Origin of the sequence: Microcystis ichthyoblabe FBCC-A1114 (assembly GCF_050500245.1) — a bacterium.
Lineage (GTDB): Bacteria > Cyanobacteriota > Cyanobacteriia > Cyanobacteriales > Microcystaceae > Microcystis > Microcystis ichthyoblabe_A.
Genome location: NZ_CP191408.1, coordinates 3,886,395 through 3,903,539, shown reverse-complemented (window position 1 = coordinate 3,903,539; position 17,145 = coordinate 3,886,395). Strand labels below are relative to the sequence as shown.

Sequence of the window (17,145 nt, the reverse complement as noted above, 5' to 3'; positions counted from 1 at the left end):
ACAGTAATTGACTTACTGCAAAGAGTCTGTACTGTCAGCGTCGAAACCATGAAAATAATAGAAGCGATGAAACATTAAAAAGATAGCTATTTATATAGCGTTTCCTGTTCGCAAGGGGTACATTATTGATGTTGAAAAGTTCAATCAGCAAAGGTTTAAATGTGCCAAATTGGTGTGAGAATCCCTATAGCTTACAATGGATTTTTGTCTTGATCGGTATAACTAAATTGTTGCCAAAAGGTTTGACTTTTTTTAAAGTAAATTTAACTTAAACTTTACCAAATCTTAACCAAAAAAAATCTAAAGTATTTCTAGATTTAAAAGTAATATTTGTGCATTAAACTATATCTTGAAGAAAGTTTAACTTTCCCAATTGTGCAGGATTCTTCAACCGGAAAACTTATGATATTCTCAACTGCTACCCTAACTCGTGTGTGTGCCGTCTCCTTCGCCACGGCAGCGGCCTTAGCAGGGACGATGGGAGAAACCCTCGCCCAAACCCTGAACGGTGCAGGAGCCTCCTTTCCCGCACCCCTATACCAGCGTTATTTTGCCGACTATAAAAACGCCACTGGTGTCACCGTTAACTATAATTCTGTCGGTAGCGGTGCTGGTATTCGGCAATTTATCGCCGGAACCGTCGATTTTGGGGCTTCCGATGCCGCTCCTTCTTCCTCGGAAAAAAGCCAGATGAAAAACGGTTTACTGCTAGTTCCCACCGCCGGAGGAGCCGTCGCCGTGGTTTATAATTTGCCGGGGGTAAATAACCTGCAAATTTCCCGGGCTAACCTGGGTAAAATCTTCAGTGGCGAGATCACCAACTGGAAACAAGTAGATCCGAAACTGCCCGACCGACCGATTAAAGTAGTGGTTAGGGCTGATGGTAGCGGTACTACCGAGATTTTTACCTCTCACCTGAGTGCTATTAGTCCTTCTTTCAAAAGTAAAGTGGGAACCAGCAAAGAACCTAACTGGGGTTTTACGGTTCTCAAGGGACCGAAAAATGATGGTGTGGCAGCCCTGGTTAAACAAACAGAAGGCTCGATCGGTTACGTTCAAGATACCTTTGCCCGCAAAAATGAAGGGGCAACCATGAGAACCGCCAGAATTCAAAATAAAGCTGGTCAATTTGTCGAACCCAGTCTCACCCAAGCTAACAAAGCTATGGAAGGGATCAAATTTAACGCCGATTTTACCGCTAATATGGACGATCCGGGCAGTGGTTATCCGATCGTCGGGATTACTTGGTTATTAGTACCGAAAGACTACGCTGATAACAAAAAAGCGGCGGAAATTAAAAGACTGTTGACTTGGATTCTCACCACCGGTCAAGGTATTAACAATCAATTGGAATTTACCCGGATTCCTCAATCGGTGACTCAAAAAGTTTTAGCCGAAGTTAACAAAATTAAATAAATAGGGTTTGCTGAATAAATGTGAAATGTAGGTAAGGTAAGGGTTTTGTGGCTTTTCTCGCGAAACAGGTGCAAATTTTGAGAGAATCGTCTTTGAAAACCTTGCGTCTTCATCGGCCCGCGTCCTGTAGGGGCGAAGCATTCGGGCAATAACCTATCGGTGAAACCGGAGATTTTCTAACCGAATGCTTCGCCCGTACTTTTTCAGCAAACCTAAATACTTTTGTATTAGTTTGGGCTTGATTGTCACCGCTTTCCAGTAAGATGGAAAAAAGTTACCAGTTAACCCCATAACTAATAACGGCAAGTATTTCTTTTCTCTGGGCTGAACAATGTTCAGCCCATACAGTTGTATTTGAAATAACTGATAACTGGTAATCGCGATCTATACTTATGGCCAATTTTTCTAAACCCGTTGAGTCTTTTGAGCTTTCAGCGGCCAATCTTAACGAAAACCCCGGCACTGCCGGTTTATTTGATCGCATTTTTACAGTCTTAGTCTGGATTTGTGCCGCCTCCGGTTTAATTTTTCTGCTCTGGATGGCCTGGATTGTTTTTCAGGATGCGCGGCCGGCGATCAATGAATTCGGTCTGGGATTTCTCTGGGGAACCACTTGGGATGTGAACGTCCTCAAATTTGGTGGTTTACCCTTTATTTTCGGTTCCGTTGTTTCCTCGATTCTGGCTCTTTTATTAGCTATTCCCCTCAGTGTTGCCGTTGCTTTAACCACGAGCGAGAATTATTTGCCGGCCAGTATCCGTTATCCCATCGGTTTTTTGGTGGAATTAATTGCCTCGATTCCCAGTGTAATTATCGGTTTATGGGGGATTTTCGTGCTAATTCCCGTGCTTAAACCCCTGCAAGAATGGTTATCTCAAAATCTTGCTTGGTTCCCTTTATTTAGTACCCAACCTTTGGGACCGAGTATGTTGATTGCCGGTGTGATCCTGGCGATCATGATCGTGCCGACCATTTCCGCTATCAGTCGCGATGTTTTGCTTACCGTCCCCCCGGAATTACGCAGCGCCTCCATGGCCCTAGGTGCGACTCGTTGGGAAACCATCTGGCGCGTGCTGTTGCCGGCGGCCAGTTCTGGCATTATCGGGGCGATTATCCTCGGTTTAGGGCGTGCTTTAGGGGAAACCATGGCGGTGGCTATGGTAATCGGTAACTCCTCGATTATTAGTCCCTCCCTCTTGGCCCCCGGTTATACTATTCCTGCTGTACTAGCTAATACTTTCCCAGAAGCTTTTGAAAAAGTCCACATCGGAGCTTTGATGTATCTAGCTTTGATTCTATTTGTTATTACCTTAGCCGTCAATAGTGTAGCGGCTTTGTTAGTACAGTTTATCAACCGCAATCGTTAATTTTATGACTCAAGGAGCCTTTCCCGAAGAAGATTTACAGCAACCCCTGTCACCGTGGCGGCATTTTTTTACCAACGGTCTCACGGGTTTAGCGATCGCTCTTAGTGCCGTCGCTATTCTGCCTTTATTCGCTATCCTCTTTCAAATTGTCAAAGAAGGTTTACCCGGATTTAATTGGCAAGTTTTCACCTCTTTACCTGCCCCAGTTGGCTCCGATCCTAGTGTTCCCAACGGTTTTGCTAATGCGATCGTCGGGACTTTAACCATGGTCGGTTTAGCGGCCTTAGGCAGCATACCTCTGGGGATTCTTACCGGGGTTTTTCTCTCGGAATTCGCTCGGGGTTCCAAAATTGGCGGTATTCTGCGCTTTGCGATCGTGGTGTTGAGTAGTACCCCTTCCGTTATCGTCGGGGTGTTTTCCTTCGGGGTTTTGGTGTTAACTACCAAACAATTTTCCGCCGTAGCGGGGGCCTTTGCTTTAGGGGTGATTATGTTGCCCATCGTCGCTTTAACCACGGAAGAGGCGCTAAAACTAATACCCATGTCCTACCGTCTCGGTTCCTCCGCTTTGGGGGGTTCCCGTTTCGATACGGTATTTCGCATTGTCCTGCCAGCAGCGATCGCACCGATTATGACCGGGATATTATTAGCGGTGGCCCGGGCTGCCGGAGAAACTGCCCCTTTAATGTTTACGGCTTTATTTAGTCAATTTTGGCAAGAAAGTCTTTGGTCGCCCACACCGGCTTTAACGGTGTTGATTTATAACTATGCTAGTTCCCCCTTTCCTGAACAAAATTCCCTAGCTTGGACAGCTTCTTTAGTGCTGATTATCTTAGTTTTAATTACTAGCCTTCTTTCCCGTTTTGTTACTCGTAAACGCTCAAATTAAGCATTTTTATGATGATCGATTCCTCTACCATGAACACCCCTACTTCTCTAGCTAATTCGGCGATCGAAGTCGAAAATCTTAGCTTTTTCTACGGTAGTAAAAAAGCCCTGGAAGGGGTTTCTTTAGAAATCCCGCAAAGGCAAGTAACCGCCATGATCGGCCCCTCCGGTTGTGGTAAATCCACTCTCTTAAAAGCCCTCAATCGCATCGGGGAATTAGAAGGAGAGGTGACAGTTAAGGGCAAAGTTAGGTTTTTTGGCCAAGATATCTACGCCCCCAAAGTTAACCTTCATACCTTACGGCGACAGGTGGGTATGGTGTTTCAGCGTCCTAATCCTTTTCCCGCTAGTATTTACGATAATATTGCCTACGGTATTAGAATTTATCGTTCCGCTAGTCGCAGTGAATTAGATGGGATTGTGGAATCAGCTTTAAAAGGAGCTGCTCTTTGGAATGAAGTTAAAGATCTGTTGAATAAATCCGCTTTAGGATTATCGGGAGGACAACAACAAAGATTGTGTATTGCTCGCGCCTTGGCAGTAAAACCAAAAGTATTATTAATGGATGAACCTTGTTCCGCTTTAGACCCCCTTTCTACCCTCAAAGTCGAGGAATTAATCCATGAATTGAAGCAACAATACACGATCGTGATTGTCACCCATAATATGCAACAGGCCTCTAGAGTATCCGATCGCACGGCCTTTTTTAATACCGATGAAAGCCGCGTCGGCCATTTGGTGGAATTTGACACCACCCAGAAAATTTTCACCGATGCAGTTAATCAACAAACTCGCGATTATGTAGCCGGTAGATTCGGTTAATTTCTCTTATCAGTGATCAGTTATCAGTGATCAGTTATCAGTAGTCAGTTATCAGTAGTCAGGAGACAGGAGATTATTTTTATTTATTCTCCCCACACCCCACACCCTACACCCCACACCCTACACCCCACACCCTACACCCCACTCCCGAAACCATAACGCTGCCCGATTTTGCTAGGATAAGAAATGTAACAAGAATCTTTCTTAACAGTCGGATAATTCATGGGCAACGATACCATCACCTTACTCTCCTCCCGGGAAATTGAAAAAATGCGTCGAGCCGGACGATTAGCAGCTAAACTCTTAGAGCATCTGGCAGATATGGTTAAACCGGGGGTAAGTACCCTAGAAATCAATGACGAGGCAGAACGTTGGACTCGCGCCCATGGAGCCAAAAGTGCGCCCCTAGGATACCATGGCTTTCCTAAGTCCATCTGTACTAGCATTAACGAGGTTATCTGTCACGGCATCCCCAGCGCCGCTCAAATCCTTAAGGACGGCGATATTATTAACATCGATGTCACCCCGATTTTAGAGGGTTATCACGGCGATACCTCCCAGACTTTCTTTGTCGGTACTCCCTCCCCCCTAGCGAAAAAGTTAGTAGAAGTGACTAGAGAATGTCTGCAAAGAGGCATAGATGCAGTGCAGCCGGGGGGTAAAATCGGCGATATCGGCGCGGCTATCCAAGAATACGCCGAAGGACAAGGATTTTCAGTGGTTAGAAATTTTGTCGGTCATGGTATTAGTAATGTTTTTCACACCGGTCCGCAGGTTCCCCACTACGGCATTCGCGGCAAAGGCAAAACAATTCGCCCCGGCATGGTATTCACCATTGAACCAATGATTAATGAGGGTACTTGGCAACATATTCTCTTAAAAGACGGTTGGACTGCTATTACTAAAGATGGTAAACTTTCGGCCCAATTTGAACACACCATTGCCGTCACTGAAACCGGTGTCGAAATTCTCACTTTACCCGATTAAATTTAGGGAACAGGGAATGGGAGAATGGGGAAATAGGGAAGTTTCAACTAATACCCCATCACCCCCCGCAACGCGCACGAAGTGGTCACCCATCTCCCCACTGATAACTGATAACTGATAACTGATAACTGAATATATGCAGTATCGTCGTTTCGGTCGCACTAATCTACAAATGCCGGTGTTTTCCTGTGGGGGAATGCGCTATCAATTTCAGTGGCAGGATGTGCCGATGTCGCAAATTCCCGACGAGAATCAAGGCAATTTAGAGGCAATCATAAATAAATCTCTAGAAGTGGGGATTAATCACATCGAAACCGCTAGGGGTTACGGCACTTCCGAGATGCAATTGGGCAAAATTTTGCCGCAACTACCGAGGGATAAGATTATCGTGCAGACGAAAGTTTCTCCTAGTCAAGATGTGCGGGAATTTCGCCGTAAATTTGAGCAATCCAGGCAATTTTTACGGTTAGATTATGTGGATTTGTTGGGCATCCATGGCATCAACACCGCTGAAATTCTCGATGACACTATGGCCGAGGGCGGTTGTTGGCAAGAGGCGAAAAAATTACAGCAACAGGGAAAAGTTCGTTTTATCGGTTTCTCCACCCATGCACCAACTGATGTAATTGTCAAGATTATTGCAACAAATTGTTACGATTACCTCAATCTGCACTGGTACTATATTTTTCAGAATAACTGGCTGGCCATAGAAGCGGCAAAACAGCACGATATGGGCGTTTTTATCATTAGTCCCTCCGATAAGGGCGGCCATCTCTACAATCCTCCCCCTAAGCTCGTCGCTCTCTGTTCTCCTCTCAGTCCGATGGTTTTTAATGACCTATTCTGTCTCAGTCATCCGGCTGTTCATACCCTGAGTATTGGTGCAGCGCGAGCCAAGGATTTTGATGAACACCTGAAAACTTTACCCTTACTTGATCGGGCCGAGGAGATTTTACCAGCAATTATCGAGAGATTGCAAGGAGAGATGATCAACTGTTTAGGCGATAATTGGGTGAAAACTTGGTCTTTAGGTTTACCTAGCTGGGAAAATACCCCCAATCACATCAATATTCCTTCTATCCTCTGGTTACGCAATCTCGCTATCGCCTACGATATGATTGACTTTGCTAGGGCCAGATACAATCTCTTGGGTAATGGGGGTCATTGGTTCCCGGGTCAACAGGCAAAAGAGGTGGAAAAACTCGATTTAACTGCCTGTTTAGCCGCTAGTCCTCACGCTGATCAAATTCCCCATCTTCTCGCTGAAACTCATCGATTATTGTCGGGAGAGACGGTACAACGCTTAAGCAGTAGTTAAAATTCGATGCCGGGTTGCGCTTTCACTCCCTGTTGACGAAAGGGATGTTTAATTAACTTCATTTCCGTGACTAAATCCGCTATCTCGATTAATTCGGGTAAAGCTCCTCTACCAGTGAGAATAACGTGGCAATTAGCGGGTTTTCGGGCTAAACCAGCGATAACTTCCTGAATATCCAGATAACCGAATTTAAGGGCGATATTGATCTCATCGAGTAAAATTAATTGATATTGGGGATTTTCGAGAAAAGTTAGGGCTTTTTGCCATGCTTCTTGGGCTTTCTCTATATCTCTTTCTCTATCTTGGGTTTCCCAGGTGAAACCTTCCCCCATTGCATAAAACTCGATTTGTTCCCCCCAAACACTAAAAATCTTTTGTTCGGCAGGTTCCCAGGCACCTTTGATAAATTGTACCACCGCCACTTTGTAACCATGACCGAGGGAACGTAAAACCATACCGAGGGCTGCCGTGGTTTTTCCCTTACCATCGCCAGTATTAACGATAATTAAACCTTTTTCAGCGATTTTTTCGGCTAAACGTTCTTCTTGGATTGCCTTGCGGCGCTGCATTTTTTCTTTGTATTGTTCGGGAGTGAGTTGCATTCGGGTCTATCCAGTCAAATCAAGATAATTGTAACTCAAGGGGTTATCGATCGCTGTTTGCAGATTTTAACCGGCTAAATTGTCTGGGGATTGATGCCTAATTCTCGTAATTTTGCCGCTAATCTTTCCTTAGCTTGTCGTTCTTGTTCTTTTTCTAAAAGAGCCTGTTCTTTTTCTAGGAGAGCCTGTTCTTTTGCCTGTCTTTCCTGTTCCTTTTCTGAAAGAATCTGTTCCCTTTCTAAAAGAATCTGTTCCTTTTCTAAAAGAATCTGTTCCTTTGCTTGTCTTTGCTGTAATTCAGCTTCTTGGGGAGTGGGAACCAATTGACCATCAACGGTAAAATAACGCAGTTTTCGGTCAAATATGCCTAAATATAATCCTAACTCTTCACTCCATAGATAACCCTGCTCATTAGCAGAAATAGCTTGATATTGTCCCTCAATTAGTCTAAATCCTTGCCATTCTAAGGTATTAGGATCGAACCAAAAATAATTAGGAGTGCGAAAAGTATTTTGATAGAGAATTTTCTTTTTAGTTCGGTCAATATTGGCCGTGGAATCGGAGAGAATCTCGACGATTACATTGGGATATTTCCCCTGTTCTCCCCAAACCACCCAACTTTTGCGGGGACGTTTTTCTGTGTCTAAAACCACAAAAAAATCAGGACCGCAGAAATCGCGCTTTTTCAGTTGTTCTTCGTTATAGTAGATAGTCAGATTACCGGAAGCGTAGTAATCGTTTTTCTCTTGCCATAATAATTCTAGACAACTGAGTAGAATTATGATTTGTTGCAGGTGTAAATCACTTTCCAAGGGTGGTTCATCACTCCATAAATCCGTGGGGGGACAGGTAACTTCTGGTAAAATGTCGAGAGTTGTCATAGTTTTTCCCCTGGCTGGGACATTTATCTAATTATAACAGCTATGAGTCAGTAGTAGTACAGGGTGAGAGCATCTCAAATGCTATTGACAATTGGCCAATTTTGTGATCCGCGTGGGCATTTCAAGTGTTACCAGTCAATCAGAATAGCTACGAAATCGACCCATTTGGTCGATTTTTGCTTAACAATTGAGATAGCCAATTCTGATCAAATATGCCTGAATCGCTCTCTGGGTAAGTAACTCACATCAAGTCCCTTTTGTCAAGGATTGTTAAGATGCGCTTACCCTGGGTCAAGTAGGATTAGTTGGAAAATCGCCAGTCAAGGAAAAACCCGATAATTCAACCTATTCCCTCGGATCAAAATCCGGCAGCGTCCCCAGCTTGCGAATGGTCACTTTAACATCCATAGACAAAAAGTCATCGGCATCACCAAACCAAGAACCGGAAAGAGGTATGATTTGACCGGGATGACGAGCGATCGCCACTCGAATTAAATCAAAGCCGGCGGTAATTTGATTAGTCGGATCATAATTACGCCAACCGGCCCCCGGTAGATAAACCTGTAACCAAGCATGGGTAGCACCAGAGCCAGTCATCCCCACTTCACCACCGTCGAGGGCAGCATCGTAGAGATAGCCACTGACAAAACGACAGGCTAAACCCAATCTTCGCAAAGCTTCGATCATTAACCAAGCATAATCGCGACAAGTTCCCGACTTTAGCCGCAGGGTTTCTCCGGGGGATTGAGTTCCTTCACTCTCTCTGGATTGGTAGGTAAAATTATCTTTGATAGCGGCCATCATTCTTGCCATGGCATCGAGGGTATTATCTTGGTCCCCCGCTACAAAACTTTTGGCCCAAGCTGCCAAGCTGCCGTCGGCATCCTCAGCGTGGGGACGCATAAACACCACTAGATCTAACCATTCATCGGGGGTGTACTGGATGGGAATTTCGATCGCCCGTTGAGCGAGGGGAAAATCAGCGATCGCTTTTAAGCCAAAATGTTCCGCCCGTAATCGACAGGTAACGATTAATTCTGACGCTGGTTCAGCAAATTCAATCCCTACCACATTGTTAGATAGAGTATCCATAGTCCAGCGCGTTTTGGCGGCAATATTCGCTTCTACAGAATAACTGATAATTCTTTCGCCGTGACCGGCACTAGGCAAAAAAATCGCCCGATGTTCCCCAAAAGTTACCGGTTGACGATAATGATAGGTGGTGATGTGTTCCAAGTCGTAGATGACACTCATCCTGATTATCCTTAATAAAGTAGCTGGTTATAATTAAATTGAAGATGGTTCCCCCCTTGATCCCCCCTTAATCCCCCCTTAATAAGCTATCCCTTATAGGGATCTTTCTTAACAATTTTTGCAGTAAGCACTCCAACCCTTATCCTGACTTGATTTCAGTTTTTTCTTTGTTTTGTAAGGGTGTCAACAAGGAATATTACAAATTGTTAACCGAGTCTTGAAAGCCTTGTGCTACAAAGGTTTGAAATGTTAAGAAAGATGTGACTAAAGGACAGCTTAATAAGGGGGGTATCTGACAATTTTTAACACCCACCCACTTAATCACTGACAACTGATAACCGATAACTGATAACTGATAACTGATAACTGATAACTGATAACTGAAATGACCTCTGACCCGTTCCTCGATCGAGCTTGGAATACCGAAGACCTAGAACAAGCGCTTCGAGGTGTCGGCACTATTCAAGAAGAACTCAACTATAATCAGGCACGCAATTCTCTGAGCAAACTTGTTGAGCGTCTGGATCTTACCTCGATCGAGAAAATTGGTCTAGAAGCGGAGATCGATCGCCTAGTGGCCCTGCTGGAAAAACTCGATCGCTCCCTGATTCAAATTGCCGCTTTTGGTCTGGTGGGCCGGGGAAAATCCTCGATTTTAAATGCTCTGGTCGGTCAAGAAATCTTTACAACCGGTCCTCTACACGGAGTTACCCGCACCATTAAAGGGGTAAATTGGCAGTTGAGCAGCGATGATACTTTCCCCAATCTAGCGCGTCTGACCCTGAACGGCCAGGGTAATGCTCAGGTGCAATTGCTTGATACTCCCGGTATTGATGAGGTAGATGGGCAAACGAGGGAAATTCTCGCCTGTCAGGTGGCGCAGCAGGTGGATTTAATCCTTTTTATCATCTCTGGTGATATGACCAAAGTGGAATTTTCCGCCCTGGCCAAGTTGCGGGAAGCGGGAAAACCGATGATTTTGGTCTTTAATAAAATCGATCAGTATCCGGAAGTCGATCGCCTCGCTATCTATGAGAAAATCGCCTCAGAACGGGTGAAAGAACTACTCTCCCCCGATGAGATCGTTATGGTGGCGGCCTCTCCCCTCTTGGCGGAGACGGTTAAAGGGCAGGATGGGCGGCTTAAAACGCAACGATTTCGGGGAAACCCCCAGATAGAAGCCCTGAAACTCAAAATTTTGGAAATTCTAGAGCGAGAGGGTAAATCGCTCGTGGCACTCAATTCTATGCTGTATGCGGACGAGGTAAACGAGCAAATTGTCGCCCGCAAAATGGCTATCCGTGATCGCGGCGCTAATCAATTGATTCAAAAAGCAGTGATGATCAAAGCATCGGCGATCGCTCTCAATCCGGTGACGGTGTTGGATCTGTTGACGGGAGCAGTTATCGATTTAGCCATGATTCTCGCTCTTTCTCGCTTATACGGCATCGATTTAACTCGTCAGGGGGCGATCGCTCTTTTACAAAAAATTGCCCTCAATATGGGGGGTATTAGTGCCAGCGAATTTTTAGCGGTTTTGGGCTTAAGTTCCCTCAAAGGACTGCTTGGCCTCTCGATTCCTGCCACTGGCGGCATTTCTCTCCTTCCCTATACTTCGATCGCCCTGACTCAAGCGGGGGTTGCCGGTGTATCCTGTTACGCGATCGGCCAAGTGACGAAAACCTATCTCGCTAATGGGGCCACTTGGGGACCCGATGGCCCGAAGGCAGTGGTGGCCAGTATTCTCGATTCCCTCGATGAAACCTCGATTCTCAACCGGATTAAGCGGGAATTAGGCTCAAAATTGGGGGGTGGGGGACTTTTCAGTGATCAGTAAACAGTAATCAGTAATCAGTCAACTGAAGGCAAGAGGCAACAGGCAACAGGCAATAGGCAATAGGCTCCCAGAAAGAATCTGGCAATTCTCCTACCTAAAAAGAAGGTTAGAAACTGAGTAAATTAAAGCTTTTAGCTTAACAAATTTGGTATTAGATTCAGCCCTTGTGAACTGAAAATTCAAATCTGACCACTGATCACTGATAACTGATCACTGATAACTGATCACTGACTCGATCAATCCAAGAAATGCTTACTATGGACGATCGCCGCTATAATAACTACTGCTCCTTGAATTTGATAGATCAGACGGTAGGCATAGGCAGACTTTTCTCGGATGGTATCATCGCTAAATTCGGCGCATTTTTTCGCTTCTAGGGGACAATTTTCTAAAGAATAGCTTATATCAAGAATTCGACGCACGACGGCCGCCGCGTAGGACGGGGAATCTCGACTAATATAAGATGCGATCGCATCCACGTCTTCAATTGCTTTGGGCGACCAGACAAGGCGATAATTCACTCGATCAGCCATTTGTTTAAAAGACCCTCAACTTCTTCTTGGGGGATTGTATTCTCTAGAGAAGCAGCGCTCAAACTTTGACGCACCTTCTCCAGAACGTATAAATGATACTGAATATCTTCAATTGAACAATCATCTGGTAATTGATTCAAGAGGGATTCCACTTTTTGTCTAATGCTATTCATACAAGTTTGACCGAAGTTTTTAAGGAAAAGTATAAATTTAAATTATCTATCAACTATAATCTATAGCAGTTATCTTAATAGTGAGGTACGAAGTATCTGGTTTTAGGGAACAGGGAACGGTTAACAGTAGCCAGTCGCCAAGAGATAATGCCAAATTTCTTTATACTTCATCTTTAAGAGAAACGCTATATCATAGATAGAAAACTAATAGTTACGCATCCTATCCTATGCCATAGTCCCCAGAAAAGCCAGAAAAATTTAAGAATAGATAGGGTAATTATCTAGCTTTTGTGACATTGGGGCGGGTGTTCTGTTAAGAATACTTAATAATTCTCCTATTTGCTCAATCCCCGCAACTTTTAGGGATTATTGACCAATAAGCATCTAGTGGCCACAAGACCCCCCCCAATCGCAGCAATTTTTTGTTACATTAGTTTACAGTTCCCTCAACGCCCCAATGGGTTATTAATTTTAATGTCTTCTTCGGTTCCTTCGTCGGATTTTATACCCTTAATCGGTCAAGAAACAGAAATCTTTAACTGGGCAAAATCCCATTATCGTAATCATACCTTTGCCAAAGATGAAAAAGTCGCCACACGCCCCGGACTGTTATACTTTGTCGAATCTGGGGCGATTCGTATTGTTGGTAAGGCACAAGTTAACGTTATCGACCAAAAATTTCCCCGTCAACTACCTATTGCTGATAGTGAGGAAGTATTTCTCGGTTTTGTGGGTGCAGGTCAACCTTTTGAGATTGTTTCTCAATTTCCCTTTCAATTACAAGCCCAAGCTCATCTAGACGGAACCAAGTTAGTCTGGTTATACTGGGAAGACCTACAACAATGGCCGCAATTGCGATCGGCTGTTATGGAAACTTTTCGCCATCAATACCAGCGTAAGTTATTTTGGTTGAGTATTCTCGGTCAAAAACGCTCCCTCGATCGATTAATGGGGTTCTTGGTTTTATTACTGGAAGAATACGGTCAACCCTGTGTAGAAGGCTATTATCTCCCCTATCCCCTAACTCACGCTCAAATTGCCAGTGCCATCGGCACTACCAGAGTAACAGTAACAAGATTAATCGGTAAATTGCGACAACAAAATTCGATCTTTTTTAAGCAGGATAATCTTATCGGATTGCCCAGTTTATTTTTGAGTCATAATTAATTTTTCTGCGGTGTTGCTGACTCACGCTATGAATGCTAACTGTGCATCCTATCCAAAAGTTAAGTAGGTAGGCGTTAAAAATCATCAGATACCCCCCTTATTAAGGGGGGATTAAGGGGGGATCAGCACCCCCCTTATCAAGGGGGGAAGGGGGGATCAAACCTAAAATCCATTTTTAATTTAATTATAACCAGCTACTTAGTTTGGCTCCAGGTTTTAAAAACCCCACACAAGCAGATTCCTATCACAAATCAGCAACCCCAGAAATCTATTATGACCGCACAAACCCCGCTATTGCTCTCCGTTCTCTACGAGGAAGATTTTGTTCTCTGGACAGAAAAAACCGCCGAACTTTTAAAGCAAAAAGAGTTTGACAGGGTGGACTGGGAAAATCTGATCGAGGAAGTAGAGTGCATGGGAAAAAGCGAGCGCCAAGCTGTCGAAAGTTTATTAACTCAACTATTAATCCATCTTTTAAAACTGAGTTATTGGACAACGGAAAGAGAACGAAATGCGCGTCATTGGCTAGGAGAGATAGCCACTTTTCGAGTGCAACTGAAAAAAAAGATCAAAACCCCAACGCTAAAAAATCATGCCATTAATTCCTTTGGGGAGGCCTATTCAGACGCAAGACAAACCCTAATTGATGGGAGAATTGTCGATAAAAATATAATTCCCCTAGAGTCTATATTCACCCTCGAACAAGTATTAGACGGAGATTGGGTCCCCATCGATATCTCACCTTTTTTTACGGAAAGTTGAGAGCCACTGATACTTAAATAGTTAGATGTTAAAAACTGTCAAAAACCCCCCTTATTAAGGGGGGATTTATCTTCAATTTAATTATAACTAGCGACTTAGTTCGAGGTTATCTCAAAATAATCTGGAGGACGAGCTTTTCCCTCATGTCTGATGTTTATCTAATTGCTGGCCCCAATGGTTCCGGGAAAACCACCGTCGCTAAAAAAATTTTACCCAACTTTTTAGGCGTTATCGAGTACGTTAACGCCGATGAAATTGCCGCCGGACTCTCACCTTTTAATCCTGAGTCGGTTGCTATCCAAGCAGGACGGTTGATGTTAGAAAGACTGATAACACTGAAGTGCCAAGGAATAGATTTTGCCTTTGAAAGCACCCTGGCAGCCCGACATTTTGCCCGTTTTTTGAGAGACTGTCGCAGTTCTGGCTATAGGCTCAATCTTATTTATTTTTGGCTACAAAGTCCACAATTAGCTTTAGAGAGAGTTCACAAAAGGGTAGCCAGTGGCGGTCATAATATTCCTGAAGATGTGGTTCGTCGTCGTTATGAGCGGGGACGTAATAACCTCATGCAGTTGTATTTACCTTTATGCGATACTTGGATTATCTATGATAATTCTGGGGATGAACCGCACTTAGTTGCTGCGTTAGGATTTAATCAACCTCCTATTATTTATAACCCAGACACCTTCCGAATCATTACCAGAAACCAAAATGACTGAACCAACCTTAACGGAACTGCATCAGAAAATCGATACAGGTGTTAGAGTCGCAATCGCAGAAGCAATTGAGAGACACCGCCTCTTAGGAGAATCTATCAGCATTTTCAAAGATGGCCAAATTGTCACCTTAACAGCCGAGCAAATTCCGCCAAAACCTGCCAAAAAAACGGAAGTGTAAAAAATTGGTTGACTGTCTCAAATTTCACTATTCATAGAAACAGTTTCACCTATCCGAGGGATTTATATAGGGCTTGCTGAATAAATGTGAAATATAGACGAGGTAAGGGTTTTAGGGTTCTGTTTTGCTCTCACAGGTGCAAGATTTTGAGAGAATCTTCGTTTAAAACCTTGCGTCTTCATCGGCCCGTGTCCTGTAGGGGCGAAGCATTCGGATAGAAAATCTACGGTTTCACCGATAGGTTATTGCCCGAATGCTTCGCCCGTACTTTTTCAGCAGACCCTATATAGATGTCGGTTTTAGCAAATTCCCGTTACGAAAATCAAAACTACATAGTATAATGGTACTGTTGTTTATTTTTCGAGGCTTAAATATGAGTTTAACAGAAAATCAAAAAAACCTTTTGCGATGGATAGTTCAAGAAGTACGGGCTGGTCATCTTCCCGAGGACTGTATTTGGTACTACTGTCCGACTGTTAACAGTCATCTTTGGGTAAATTACAATGGTTTTGATAGCCCTCCTTATGTCGAATTCGCAACGTTCGATATATTAGAAGAATATGGTTATATTAAATGGCAACAAAAAAGCCAGCATCAATACAAAGGCACTCTAACAGGAAAAGCTTATGAAGCGGTTGATTCTAACTTTGCTGAACCCAATCGCTCGGCTATTCCTCATCTAATTCCCTTGACTGAAGTTGAACATTTAGACTCCGAACTATGGGAGAGAGTCCGTTTTTCTGTGAGTGCGGGTGGAGATAATCCAAAAGCGTGGGATACTGCGATTCGCAATGCGACAGTGGTTTTAGAGGACCGCATGAGGAAACTGGGAAATATTGATAATATTAATCAAAAAGCCACGGGTAATGGTATTGTTAACCTAATTTTTGGAAGCAATAAATCTGTACAAAAAGATAAGCTTCCATCAGAAGAATTAGAGGCATACCGTGATTTATATTCGGGTACAATGAAGCTTTTTCGTAACCGTTACGCTCATCGATTCATCGATCCTAAACCAGAGGAGGGTGGAGCAATTATCGTATTCATCGATTTATTATTGAAGATGCTAGATGATTTAGATTGGGAGACAGAAAACGAGAATACATAAATCTCTAATTCTTGTCTGGTTTAACGGTGGATTACGCTGACGCTAATCCACCCTACTGTAGGATAATTGTCTTCTAGCTTCGTAGAGGATGACAGCAGTAGCGATCGCAACATTTAAAGATTCCACACCACCAAAGAGGGGAATTTTCACCGTTTCATCGGCTAAAGTCGCTAATTGGGGCGATAAACCGGCTCCTTCATTGCCTAATAATATTAAAGTCGGACGGGTAAAATCAATCTCCCAGTGGCTTTTGGTGGCTGTGGGTAAAGTCGCGATCGCTTTTACCCCCTGTGCTTGATATTTTTTCACTAAAGCCGATAAATCCGATTCTACCACCAGGGGCGATCGAAACCATTCCCCGGCGGAACTGCGGATCACTTTAGGGTTATCGATTTCGACGCTATCGAGACTTAACCAGATACCCTGTACCTCCGTAGCCACGGCAGTGCGAATAATAGTGCCGAGATTACCCGGATCCTGCAATCTTTCCAAAACTAAGCCCAATTGTAGCGGATTTTGGGGGACTGGATGAAGGTGATCACGGGCAATAGTGGCAATCACACCATCGGGATTAACCGTTGTCGCTAGGGAAGCGAGGACTTCCGGGGAAACTATCTCGACTCGTTTCGCCTGATTTTGAAGCTTCTCCGCTAATTCTCCCTGTCTTTGCTGCCACTTTTCAGTATAACAAACCGTCTCTAGGGAACAATTCAGGGCTAAAGCCGTCTCTAGTAAGTGGGTTCCCTCAATTAAGGACAAATTCTGCTCCTGTCGCTCTCTAGTGCGGTGTAGCTTGCGAATTTGCTTGATTAAAGGGTTTTGAACACTGCTAATCATAGCCAATCGGATTTTTCACCCCGCTAGGGCTGCCCTAAATAACTACGTTTTGAGGGAGATAATGCGGAACTCGGGACTTGAACCCGAAAGTCTTTGCAGACACTAGAACCTGAATCTAGCGCGTCTACCAATTCCGCCAGTTCCGCATTTTTCTTTCACGATCTCTTATTATACTATCGGACAATCCATAAGTCAAGATAGTTGAGATAATTAAGACAAAAATCGTTTTTCGGGGTAGAATCACCGATAATTCGTTCAAAAATCTGATAAGATGCAGTCTAATTTTACCGAAGCTT

The 17,145-nt window shown here is 43.9% G+C and carries 18 protein-coding genes and 1 tRNA gene; 12 read left to right on the top strand and 7 right to left on the bottom strand.

The features are described from left to right. The first annotated feature begins 402 nt into the window (after positions 1-402). From pstS to ACQY1Y_RS18840, 6 genes are all read left to right on the top strand, one after another. Positions 403-1,416: a phosphate ABC transporter substrate-binding protein PstS gene (gene pstS / locus ACQY1Y_RS18865; protein WP_002778969.1), complete on the top strand. Its 1,014-nt coding sequence runs from the start codon at positions 403-405 to the stop codon at positions 1,414-1,416. Between the two features lie 392 nt (positions 1,417-1,808). Next, positions 1,809-2,783, top strand: a complete 975-nt coding sequence (pstC, locus tag ACQY1Y_RS18860; RefSeq protein ID WP_271936337.1) for a phosphate ABC transporter permease subunit PstC — start codon at positions 1,809-1,811, stop codon at positions 2,781-2,783. Between the two features lie 4 nt (positions 2,784-2,787). Beyond that, entirely contained in the window at positions 2,788-3,672 is an 885-nt protein-coding gene (pstA, locus tag ACQY1Y_RS18855) for a phosphate ABC transporter permease PstA (protein ID WP_002778972.1), read from the top strand. An 8-nt stretch (positions 3,673-3,680) separates the two neighbouring features. After that, positions 3,681-4,493 carry a phosphate ABC transporter ATP-binding protein PstB gene (pstB, locus tag ACQY1Y_RS18850; protein WP_002794329.1) on the top strand — a complete coding sequence of 271 codons (813 nt, stop codon included), beginning with the start codon at positions 3,681-3,683 and terminating at the stop codon, positions 4,491-4,493. A 222-nt stretch (positions 4,494-4,715) separates the two neighbouring features. Beyond that, on the top strand, positions 4,716-5,480 hold the full coding sequence (map, locus tag ACQY1Y_RS18845; protein WP_002737845.1) for a type I methionyl aminopeptidase: 765 nt from the start codon (positions 4,716-4,718) through the stop codon (positions 5,478-5,480). Between the two features lie 136 nt (positions 5,481-5,616). Next, positions 5,617-6,798 carry an aldo/keto reductase gene (locus ACQY1Y_RS18840; RefSeq protein ID WP_430013348.1) on the top strand — a complete coding sequence of 394 codons (1,182 nt, stop codon included), beginning with the start codon at positions 5,617-5,619 and terminating at the stop codon, positions 6,796-6,798. On the opposite strand, the gene cobO is transcribed toward ACQY1Y_RS18840, so the two are convergent. From cobO to ACQY1Y_RS18825, 3 genes are all read right to left on the bottom strand, one after another. Next, complete coding sequence (cobO, locus tag ACQY1Y_RS18835; protein ID WP_002737079.1) at positions 6,795-7,400, bottom strand: cob(I)yrinic acid a,c-diamide adenosyltransferase; 606 nt, start codon at positions 7,398-7,400, stop codon at positions 6,795-6,797. The genes ACQY1Y_RS18840 and cobO overlap by 4 nt on opposite strands. Positions 7,401-7,474: 74 nt before the next feature. After that, on the bottom strand, positions 7,475-8,281 hold the full coding sequence (locus tag ACQY1Y_RS18830; protein WP_430013347.1) for a Uma2 family endonuclease: 807 nt from the start codon (positions 8,279-8,281) through the stop codon (positions 7,475-7,477). A gap of 345 nt (positions 8,282-8,626) precedes the next feature. Further along, positions 8,627-9,535, bottom strand: coding sequence for a transglutaminase family protein (locus ACQY1Y_RS18825; protein ID WP_002736347.1), 909 nt, complete (start codon positions 9,533-9,535; stop codon positions 8,627-8,629). A 385-nt stretch (positions 9,536-9,920) separates the two neighbouring features. Between ACQY1Y_RS18825 and ACQY1Y_RS18820 the strand changes: the two genes are divergently transcribed. Further along, entirely contained in the window at positions 9,921-11,372 is a 1,452-nt protein-coding gene (locus ACQY1Y_RS18820) for a GTP-binding protein (RefSeq protein WP_430013346.1), read from the top strand. A 236-nt stretch (positions 11,373-11,608) separates the two neighbouring features. Here ACQY1Y_RS18820 and ACQY1Y_RS18815 read toward each other — a convergent pair whose 3' ends face one another. Continuing rightward, positions 11,609-11,905 (bottom strand): type II toxin-antitoxin system RelE/ParE family toxin, encoded by a 297-nt coding sequence (locus ACQY1Y_RS18815; protein ID WP_002737690.1) that lies wholly within the window; start codon positions 11,903-11,905, stop codon positions 11,609-11,611. Continuing rightward, positions 11,890-12,078 (bottom strand): hypothetical protein, encoded by a 189-nt coding sequence (locus ACQY1Y_RS18810; RefSeq protein ID WP_002752772.1) that lies wholly within the window; start codon positions 12,076-12,078, stop codon positions 11,890-11,892. Before ACQY1Y_RS18810 ends, ACQY1Y_RS18815 begins: the two co-directional genes overlap by 16 nt. 474 nt (positions 12,079-12,552) lie before the next feature. Here ACQY1Y_RS18810 and ACQY1Y_RS18805 point away from each other — a divergent pair, with 474 nt between their 5' ends. The 5 genes from ACQY1Y_RS18805 (at position 12,553) to ACQY1Y_RS18785 (ending at position 16,012) form a co-directional block, all read left to right on the top strand. After that, on the top strand, positions 12,553-13,245 hold the full coding sequence (locus tag ACQY1Y_RS18805; RefSeq protein WP_002778985.1) for a Crp/Fnr family transcriptional regulator: 693 nt from the start codon (positions 12,553-12,555) through the stop codon (positions 13,243-13,245). A 273-nt stretch (positions 13,246-13,518) separates the two neighbouring features. Beyond that, positions 13,519-14,007 (top strand): DUF29 domain-containing protein, encoded by a 489-nt coding sequence (locus tag ACQY1Y_RS18800; RefSeq protein ID WP_430013345.1) that lies wholly within the window; start codon positions 13,519-13,521, stop codon positions 14,005-14,007. A 143-nt stretch (positions 14,008-14,150) separates the two neighbouring features. Next, the gene (locus tag ACQY1Y_RS18795; RefSeq protein WP_287636962.1) at positions 14,151-14,726 is read left to right on the top strand and encodes a zeta toxin family protein; all 576 of its coding nucleotides are present in this window, start codon (positions 14,151-14,153) and stop codon (positions 14,724-14,726) included. Further along, a complete protein-coding gene (locus ACQY1Y_RS18790; protein WP_430013344.1) occupies positions 14,719-14,904 on the top strand; it encodes a hypothetical protein in 186 nt (61 codons plus the stop codon). Before ACQY1Y_RS18795 ends, ACQY1Y_RS18790 begins: the two co-directional genes overlap by 8 nt. 373 nt (positions 14,905-15,277) lie before the next feature. Then, positions 15,278-16,012, top strand: coding sequence for a TIGR02391 family protein (locus ACQY1Y_RS18785; protein ID WP_430013343.1), 735 nt, complete (start codon positions 15,278-15,280; stop codon positions 16,010-16,012). A 42-nt stretch (positions 16,013-16,054) separates the two neighbouring features. On the opposite strand, the gene ACQY1Y_RS18780 is transcribed toward ACQY1Y_RS18785, so the two are convergent. Beyond that, a complete protein-coding gene (locus tag ACQY1Y_RS18780; protein ID WP_430013342.1) occupies positions 16,055-16,849 on the bottom strand; it encodes a TrmH family RNA methyltransferase in 795 nt (264 codons plus the stop codon). A gap of 62 nt (positions 16,850-16,911) precedes the next feature. Next, positions 16,912-16,995, bottom strand: a tRNA-Leu gene (locus ACQY1Y_RS18775). Positions 16,996-17,145 lie beyond the last annotated feature (150 nt).

What these genes read in the sequence shown, in the direction of transcription:
- pstS (WP_002778969.1), top strand. Translation starts at nt 403, where the DNA reads ATGATATTCTCAACTGCTACCCTAACTCGTGTGTGTGCCGTCTCCTTC.
- pstC (WP_271936337.1), top strand. Translation starts at nt 1,809, where the DNA reads ATGGCCAATTTTTCTAAACCCGTTGAGTCTTTTGAGCTTTCAGCGGCC.
- pstA (WP_002778972.1), top strand. Translation starts at nt 2,788, where the DNA reads ATGACTCAAGGAGCCTTTCCCGAAGAAGATTTACAGCAACCCCTGTCA.
- pstB (WP_002794329.1), top strand. Translation starts at nt 3,681, where the DNA reads ATGATGATCGATTCCTCTACCATGAACACCCCTACTTCTCTAGCTAAT.
- map (WP_002737845.1), top strand. Translation starts at nt 4,716, where the DNA reads ATGGGCAACGATACCATCACCTTACTCTCCTCCCGGGAAATTGAAAAA.
- ACQY1Y_RS18840 (WP_430013348.1), top strand. Translation starts at nt 5,617, where the DNA reads ATGCAGTATCGTCGTTTCGGTCGCACTAATCTACAAATGCCGGTGTTT.
- cobO (WP_002737079.1), bottom strand. Translation starts at nt 7,400, where the DNA reads ATGCAACTCACTCCCGAACAATACAAAGAAAAAATGCAGCGCCGCAAG.
- ACQY1Y_RS18830 (WP_430013347.1), bottom strand. Translation starts at nt 8,281, where the DNA reads ATGACAACTCTCGACATTTTACCAGAAGTTACCTGTCCCCCCACGGAT.
- ACQY1Y_RS18825 (WP_002736347.1), bottom strand. Translation starts at nt 9,535, where the DNA reads ATGAGTGTCATCTACGACTTGGAACACATCACCACCTATCATTATCGT.
- ACQY1Y_RS18820 (WP_430013346.1), top strand. Translation starts at nt 9,921, where the DNA reads ATGACCTCTGACCCGTTCCTCGATCGAGCTTGGAATACCGAAGACCTA.
- ACQY1Y_RS18815 (WP_002737690.1), bottom strand. Translation starts at nt 11,905, where the DNA reads ATGGCTGATCGAGTGAATTATCGCCTTGTCTGGTCGCCCAAAGCAATT.
- ACQY1Y_RS18810 (WP_002752772.1), bottom strand. Translation starts at nt 12,078, where the DNA reads ATGAATAGCATTAGACAAAAAGTGGAATCCCTCTTGAATCAATTACCA.
- ACQY1Y_RS18805 (WP_002778985.1), top strand. Translation starts at nt 12,553, where the DNA reads ATGTCTTCTTCGGTTCCTTCGTCGGATTTTATACCCTTAATCGGTCAA.
- ACQY1Y_RS18800 (WP_430013345.1), top strand. Translation starts at nt 13,519, where the DNA reads ATGACCGCACAAACCCCGCTATTGCTCTCCGTTCTCTACGAGGAAGAT.
- ACQY1Y_RS18795 (WP_287636962.1), top strand. Translation starts at nt 14,151, where the DNA reads ATGTCTGATGTTTATCTAATTGCTGGCCCCAATGGTTCCGGGAAAACC.
- ACQY1Y_RS18790 (WP_430013344.1), top strand. Translation starts at nt 14,719, where the DNA reads ATGACTGAACCAACCTTAACGGAACTGCATCAGAAAATCGATACAGGT.
- ACQY1Y_RS18785 (WP_430013343.1), top strand. Translation starts at nt 15,278, where the DNA reads ATGAGTTTAACAGAAAATCAAAAAAACCTTTTGCGATGGATAGTTCAA.
- ACQY1Y_RS18780 (WP_430013342.1), bottom strand. Translation starts at nt 16,849, where the DNA reads ATGATTAGCAGTGTTCAAAACCCTTTAATCAAGCAAATTCGCAAGCTA.